This window comes from Nocardioides sp., from assembly GCF_025964975.1.
In the GTDB taxonomy this organism is placed as follows: Bacteria; Actinomycetota; Actinomycetes; order Propionibacteriales; family Nocardioidaceae; genus Nocardioides.
On the sequence record NZ_JAOPXV010000080.1, the window covers coordinates 1 to 7,045 of the forward strand.

Here is a 7,045-nt window from a genome sequence, read left to right on the forward strand (position 1 = left end):
GGCATCCGCGAGGCTCCGCTCGGCGTGGTCGTCGCCTGCGACCGGCGTACGGCGGCTGCGGGGGTGCTCGGCCGGGCGACCTTCCCCCACGCCGACATGTGGTCGTGCGCATGCGCCATCCAGAACCGCTGGCTGGCCGCGCGCGCCGAGGGCCTGGGCGTCGGCTGGGTCACCCTGTTCGAGCAGCAGGACCTCGAGGGTCTGGTCGGGGTCCCAGACGGAGTCGTCACGCTGGGCTGGCTCTGCCTGGGGTGGCCCGACGAGCGGCCGCCGGCCCCGGGACTGGAGCGGGCAGGCTGGTCGCGGCGTCAGCCGGTCGAGGACGTGATCTTCGCCGAGCGGTGGAGCGTAACCACGCCGGCACCGCCCTCGCACCTGCGGGCCCCGCAGAACGACGCCATAGTGGGAGCGCGGGACCAGGCCGACGTACTGCTCTCGCCGCCGGGATCCCTCGGCCTGCTGGACCGCTACGTCGACCGGGTCGAGGCCGCGATGCAGGGACGTCGCGAGAGCGCACCGACCGGCCAGCTGCTGCTTGTTGCGGGCCGGCACCCAATAACCAGCCACGGCGTCTCCGCCTACCGCGACTCCGTCACCGAAGACGTACTTGCGGCCAGCAGGGTCGGCGAGTCCGCTGGTGCGGTCGCAGCAGCAGCCGCCGGCCTCGACTTCGAGGTGGTTGACGCCGGTACGGCGACCGGTGATCTCGTCACCTCCGACGCACTGTCTGCCGATCAGGTCTCTGACCTGATCGAGCGCGGGCGTGGCCTCGGCGCGGCCGTCGGCAGCCACCATGTCCTCCAGGCACTGGGGGAGGTCGGCATCGGCAACACCACCGTGGCCGCCACGCTCGCGGCGGTGCTGCTGGACCTGCCCGCCTCCGACGTGGTGGGGCTCGGAGCCGGTGCGGACACCGCCATGGTGCGACGCAAGACCGAGGTCGTGGAGGCCGCACTGGCGAGGGTGCACGCAGCTCGAGGTCCGGGCCAACTGCTTCCCGAGGAAGCGCTCGCCTGCGTGGGCGGGCCCGAGTTCTGTGTCCTCGCCGGGGCTGTGCTGGGCGCCGCGGCCACCGGAGCGGTCAGCGTGCTCGACGGCCTGGCCACGAGTGTCGCAGCCCTGGCCGCAGTTCGTATCGAGCCCGGTGCTGCGGCGTACCTCGTCGCGGGCCAGCGCAGCCGCGAGCGCGCGCACGCCACGGTCCTGGAGTACCTCGGGCTCGAGCCGTTGCTGGACCTGCGGCTGCGGGCCGGTGAAGGGGTCGGTGCCACGCTGGCCTGCGCCATGCTGATCAGTGGGCTGAAACTGCGCCGAGGGATAGGCCGAACGGCGCCGTGATGGAACTGTTGCTGGTCCGGCACGGGGAGTCGACCTGGAATGTGGCCGGACGCATACCGGGCCAGACCGCCTCTCCGGTGCTCACCGATCGTGGTCGCCGCCAGGCTAGCGAGGTTGGGGCCCGATTGCTCGCCCTCGGGGCGGCCCGGTTGCTGACCTCGGACCTCGTCCGGGCGCGGCAGACCGCAGCGATCATTGGCAGGACACTGCGGCTCAAGCCGGCGACGGATCCGCTGCTGCGCGAGCGTCACTACGGGACATGGCAAGGGCGCAACAGTGCCCAAGCCATCCTGGCCACGCGGTCCCTGCCCGACCACGAACGGGTGCCGGGCGGCGAGTCCCTCGTCGACGTACGGCAGCGTTGGGCGACCCGGGTCACCGCGCTGGGCGACATCCGCGAGCCTGTCGTCCTGGTCACCCACGGCAACGTCATCGTCGAGGCTGCCGGGGGTCCAATCCCGGAGAACGGCTCGGTCACCCGCCTCCTGCTAGATAGGTGGACACACCCGCTGATGCCGGTCGACCGGTCGAGCGATGCAAGCCCCTTTCCTGAGTCACAGTGCACGCGAGGGGGGTGACCTAACAGCGAGTGGCTGGAGCAGCGACACGAGGATGGCCCTCATGAGTAGGCCACGCATCCCGATCGGCACCAGTGGCTCGATCTCCTTCATCGTCCGGGGCAAGACTCGGGTCGAAGCCCGGGCTCGCTATCGCGACTGGGACGGGCAGACCCGGTTGATCCAGGCGACCGCGTCGTCGCGGCCGGCGGCCGAGGTGGCGTTGAAGAGGAAGCTCGCAGAGCGCAACGCCTTCCAACCCGTCGACACGACGCTGACGCCGACAGTCCGTTCACTGCGCTGGTCGACTACTGGCTGGCCGACCTCGACCTGGAAGCCCGGAGCGCGCCGGCGACGCGGTTCAACTACGAGCGCGACCTCAATTGGCTGGTGCTGCCCGCGTTCAAGGGCTTCACCCCTGCGCGAGATCGGCGTCGCGCGCTGCGACGCGTTGCTCAAGCAACTCGGCAGCGGGTCGTATTCGTCGGCCAAGCGGCCAAGGACGGTGCTGCGGCAGTCGTTCGCGCTGGCGGTCAGGCACGAGGTATTGGTGCGCAATCCGATCGACAACGTCTCCCGGCTCCACAAACCGAAGCGGACCCCGACGGCGCTGACCGCGACCGAAGTCAATGCGATCCGGGCCGTGATCCGGGCCTGGGAGCAGTCTGCGGGCGCCTCAGGTCCGAACCCGGACGGGCAGCGCGGCCAGATCGTCGAGGTCATGCTCGGCACCTCGGCACGGATCGGTGAGGTCCTGGCCATCCGCCGACGCGACCTCGACCTGACGACGACGCCGGCCACGCTGCGGATCTGCGGCACCGTGATCTCCGAGCGCGGCGTCGGGACCTACCGCCAGGGGCACCCGACGACCGACCGCTCCAACCGGGTGATCGCGCTGCCGTCCTTCACCGCCGAGGCGCTCCGCCGGCGGCTAGCGATCATGGCCGACCATTCACTGGATGCCTTGGTTTTCCGGAGTCGTGAGGGGACGCCGCTCACCACGGCGAACGTGCGTCGCCAGCTGCGCAAGGTGCTCGGCGACGCCGGCGTCGAGGGCGTCACCCCGCACATGTTCCGCCGCACCGTCGCGACCGTGCTCAACGAGCAGGCCAGCCTGAACCTTGCGTCTGAGCTACTCGGACACACCGATCCCAGGGTGATGATCGAGCACTACATCCGGCGCAGCGAGCAGGTGAACCCGCTGACCGCGGAGTTGCTTGATGCGGAGTTCGCCCGAGATAACGATGAGTAAATCGGTTGGCCGCTGTCGGACCTCATCCGTAACGTCAAAGACTGGCACGCCGACGGAAGAGAGAGTGCTGTGCAAAAGATCGTTGTGAACGCGAAGCCGGGTGGCTTCGCCCTGTCCCGGGGGGCTGCTGCTGCGCTCGGGCTTACGGTCGAGGACGCCAACGCTTTCCTGCGGAATTACCAGGTGATCGGCGAGGAGGCGCTCGCTCGAGACGACCGGCGGCTCGTCGAAGTTGTTGAGACCCTGGGCTTGGCGGCCAGCGGGCCACATGCCGAGCTCATCGTCGTGTGCATACCGGATGGCGTCGACTGGGGGATCGCTCAGTACGGCGGTGCGGAGTGGGTCGCTGAACGGCACCGCGCATGGCTACCCGTGACGCACGACGAGGTCGGCTACTCCGGTGTTCTCCAGAATCGGGACGCAGTGGTCTCCCGTAAGCAACTTCGGCGCTCGTCGCTTTCGAGTCTTCCTGAATGGTTGGCTGGTGTTCGGGAAATAGCCGCTGTCCGCTGACGGCGGGACTGGATGGTTTCCCGAACGTCCTGTTACCCTGTTCAGGTAAGTCCCGAATTCCGCCGCCAGCGGAATAGGCTCGATACCTGAACGGAGGCGTCATGGCGACCAGTAATGCGCCCACGGCCGCCGAAGTAGAGCGAATCGTCGCCGCCTCGGTGCGTGACCGCCTGCCGTTGAGCTGGAAGGCTGCCGAGACTCGTGAGGCAGGGGCAGGATCGCAGCGCCCCGGCTTGGTGATCAACCTCGAGAGTCCGGACGGACGCGCCGCCCGGCTGGTGGTCGAGTTCAAGCAGGTCCTGGAACGCCGGGACGTTGGTCGGATCGTCGAGCAATCTCGGAGGCTGGCGACAAGCCCCGCCCATGTCCCGGTCGTCGCGACGCGGTACCTCTCCGCATCGGTACGAGAGGCACTCGCGGAGCAAGGGCTCTCCTACGTGGACGCCACCGGGAACGTCCGCATCGTTATCGAATCTCCCGCCGTGTTCATCTCGGAGCGCGGGGAAGACCGCGATCCGTGGCGCATGGGTCGACCTCGCGGAACGCTGAAGGGAGAGCCTGCGGCTCGGGTTGCTCGTGCACTCCTGGACTACGGCCGCGACTGGACGGTGCGCGAGCTCATGGCCGCTTCTGGATCATCTAGCGGGGCCGCATACCGGGTGCTGGAGTACTTGGAGCGCGAGGACCTCGTCGAAAAGGAGGACAAGCGTTACCGGGTCACCGACTGGGAGCGGCTGCTTCGCGCTTGGAGTGCCGACGCTTCCTTCCAGACCACGACTCGGGTGATGGCCTTCATCGAGCCTCGCGGTGTCGACCACTTCCTCGGAAGGCTCACTAAGGAACCGGAATTCCCGGTCGCAGTGACCGGCTCCACGGCTGCGAAGGAGTGGGCGACCTACGCGCCCGCCAAGGCTGCCTACGTCTACGTCTCGTCGATCCAGGAAGCATCCGAGCAATGGGGACTGCGGCCGAACGCGGCTGCCCCTAACGTGATCCTGTTGGAGCCCAAGACAGTTGGTGAGGTGCCGTTCACCAACACGATCCGTTCCAAGGAGGGCTATCCCGTGGCCGCGGTGGCGCAGGTGGCCGCGGACTTGCTGAATGGGCCTGGTCGTGAACCCGCTGAAGGCGAGTACCTGATCGAGTGGATGAAGACCAACGAGGAGGCCTGGCGCCGTGACTGACGAAGTATCGATGGCGCGGACGGGGCTACTCGACGCGCTGAACCACGGAGATTGCGCTCGCCGAGTTCACCACCGACGGCGACGTCGCCATCGATCCAGACCTGCTGAGTTCCGACCCACTCATCGAGGAAGCGATGCGTACGGCGGGGTTCACGCCGGACCCGCGTAGCAGCGCCATCGGGTCCTGGATCTCGCCGCGGGGCGTGCCGGTCGACCTGATGGTGCCCGACGCGGTCGCCGGAGCAGGGCGTCGTGGAGTTCGCGTGCCGCCGCACGACCCGAGGTCGATGCGGAGGACGCGCGGAATCGAGGCGGCTCCGGTGGACAACTCCAAGATGGTGATTCGCGCGACCGACGTTTCGAAGGACTCCCGGGAGTTCGCGATCGCTGTGGCTGGCCCGGCCGCGCTCTTGGTGGCGAAGATGCACAAGATCCACGACCGGATCGACAGCCCGTCGCGGAGCGACAATAAGGATGCGCACGACGTCTACCGTCTGTTGCGGGCCGTGGAGACACCGGTGTTTGTTGACGTGATTAAGCGCCTCCTGGGCGAAGCCGTGAGCGCCGAGGTGACCCGTGACGCGCTCGACCAACTCCGCGATCTCTTCGCGACGGGCGCGGGTGCCCGTGGTTCCCTGATGGCCGGTGCCGCGGAGGAGCTGGTCGGTGACCCAACCGCTGTGGCCGAGAGCGTGGCACTCCTCGCACAAGACCTTCTCGAGGGCCTGGGCTCCTAGAGTTGCTCCTCGCGCGGCAGGCCAGCGCGGTCGAACTCCTGCTGCAGCCGCGGACGGCGACGGTGGGTCTCCCGCAGGTCGGCGATCAACTCATCGACCTCAACGGCATGCTCGGATCCCGCGGCGAGCTTGCGCATCTTCGCCAGCCGCCGAGCGGCGAGCCGGTAGTGCTGGGCGCCGGCCTCGACGAGCTCGTTCTCGACGAGACGCTGATGGATTGGCAGCACGGCGATCGGGTCGACCTTCTCGTACCCCTTCGCCAGTTCGCTCCACGTGTGGTCGCTTTCAAGAACAAGCGAGTGCGCGAGGTTCCACGCGAACTGGGGCTCCTGCAAGGTGAGCAGCGCGAAGAGCACTGCGTCGCTCGGGCTTGTCGCGAGTGTGGCGACCGCTTCGTCGCGGAAGTTGGGCCAAGCCTTGCCGGCCGCCTTGTGCAGCCGCGCCGCTGACGTCGACGAGGGCCACCGCCTGAAGACGAAGACTCGAGCCTCCAGCACCTCCGTCGGCCGGTGCTCCTCGAGCAGCTTGCACCAGTAGTCCGCCGCCTTGAGCGTCTGGTGACCGAGCCCGAAGTCGACGGCCTGCTTCGCCCAGTCGATCGCTAGGTCGATCTCACCGATCTCGTCGAAGGCCTCGGCGGTGTCCTCCAGCCAGGCCGCGACCTTTCGGTCCTTGGCGTGGGTCCGGATGATCGCCTCGATGTCATGATCGAGGACCGCGAGCCGCTTCGCGTTCCAGTCGAGGGTGAACCACTCATGCGAGTGGCCCGACGTCCAACGATCGTCCTCCGAAGGCCGGGGGCCAAGGCGCGCCTCGACCTCCGACAAGCGCTTTCGGTACGCCGCCATGCCGACCTCGCCAAGAGCAGGTGCGTACGCCACCGGATCCAGCTCGAAGTAGTCGACCTCGTCATCGTCGAACTGGAACTTCATCATCCAGTCGATCAATTTGCTGACCGGCGTTGCCGCGGCTGCAGCCGCCTTCGGATGGAGCTCCAGCAGCCGACGACAGGCGTCGCCGATGATGCCGCTGGAGTCGTCGGCTCGGGCGATCACCTTGATCGCGGAGGCGAGTGACTTGTGGGTCACCGAGTAGACCTCACTCGGCGGAGTCGTCGGGATCGCGGCTTCGAGGATGTCGACAGCCTCATGCATCTGCTGCCCGTGAGCGTTGGCCGCGCTCCATCGATAGACGTCCGAGCGGGTGCGGATCAGCGGGAGTACGGCGTCAGCGAGCGTGGTCACCTCGACCCAGCCCGTCGCTCTGATCGCCAGTCTGGACGCTCCGTCGCCATGCCTGATCCACCTTTCCCCGCCTCCAACAGCTGCCTGCCTCACGACCGCGCCAAGCCCCCATGTTCCCATCCGATCGCCACCACGCCATCGCCCGTCCCACTCTCATTCAGCACCCTCTCGAGCCATTACGCCTCTGGCAGATCGAGGGGTCAGAGATCGACGCGTCCGC

7 protein-coding genes are annotated in these 7,045 nt (G+C 67.9%); 6 read left to right on the forward strand and 1 reads right to left on the reverse strand.

What is annotated here, in order from left to right; genetic code table 11:
* From JWN68_RS05725 to JWN68_RS05750, 6 genes are all read left to right on the forward strand, one after another.
* Window positions 1-1,338, forward strand: a 1,338-nt coding sequence (locus tag JWN68_RS05725; RefSeq protein WP_297735958.1) for a nicotinate-nucleotide--dimethylbenzimidazole phosphoribosyltransferase, incomplete at its 5' end; no start/stop codon positions are given.
* Window positions 1,338-1,916, forward strand: coding sequence for a histidine phosphatase family protein (locus tag JWN68_RS05730; RefSeq protein ID WP_297735961.1), 579 nt, complete (start codon window positions 1,338-1,340; stop codon window positions 1,914-1,916). The genes JWN68_RS05725 and JWN68_RS05730, both read left to right, overlap by 1 nt.
* Before the next feature lie 43 nt (window positions 1,917-1,959).
* Window positions 1,960-3,147, forward strand: a complete 1,188-nt coding sequence (locus JWN68_RS05735; protein WP_297735964.1) for a site-specific integrase — start codon at window positions 1,960-1,962, stop codon at window positions 3,145-3,147.
* A gap of 69 nt (window positions 3,148-3,216) precedes the next feature.
* Complete coding sequence (locus tag JWN68_RS05740; protein WP_297735967.1) at window positions 3,217-3,660, forward strand: hypothetical protein; 444 nt, start codon at window positions 3,217-3,219, stop codon at window positions 3,658-3,660.
* A 236-nt stretch (window positions 3,661-3,896) separates the two neighbouring features.
* On the forward strand, window positions 3,897-4,844 hold the full coding sequence (locus tag JWN68_RS05745; protein WP_366519751.1) for a helix-turn-helix domain-containing protein: 948 nt from the start codon (window positions 3,897-3,899) through the stop codon (window positions 4,842-4,844).
* Window positions 4,845-5,164: 320 nt separating this feature from the next.
* Window positions 5,165-5,581, forward strand: a complete 417-nt coding sequence (locus JWN68_RS05750; protein ID WP_297735973.1) for a hypothetical protein — start codon at window positions 5,165-5,167, stop codon at window positions 5,579-5,581.
* Here the strand turns inward: JWN68_RS05750 and JWN68_RS05755 are convergent.
* The gene (locus JWN68_RS05755; protein WP_297735976.1) at window positions 5,578-6,825 is read right to left on the reverse strand and encodes a DUF6880 family protein; all 1,248 of its coding nucleotides are present in this window, start codon (window positions 6,823-6,825) and stop codon (window positions 5,578-5,580) included. The two genes, JWN68_RS05750 and JWN68_RS05755, sit on opposite strands and share 4 nt — an antisense overlap.
* Window positions 6,826-7,045 lie beyond the last annotated feature (220 nt).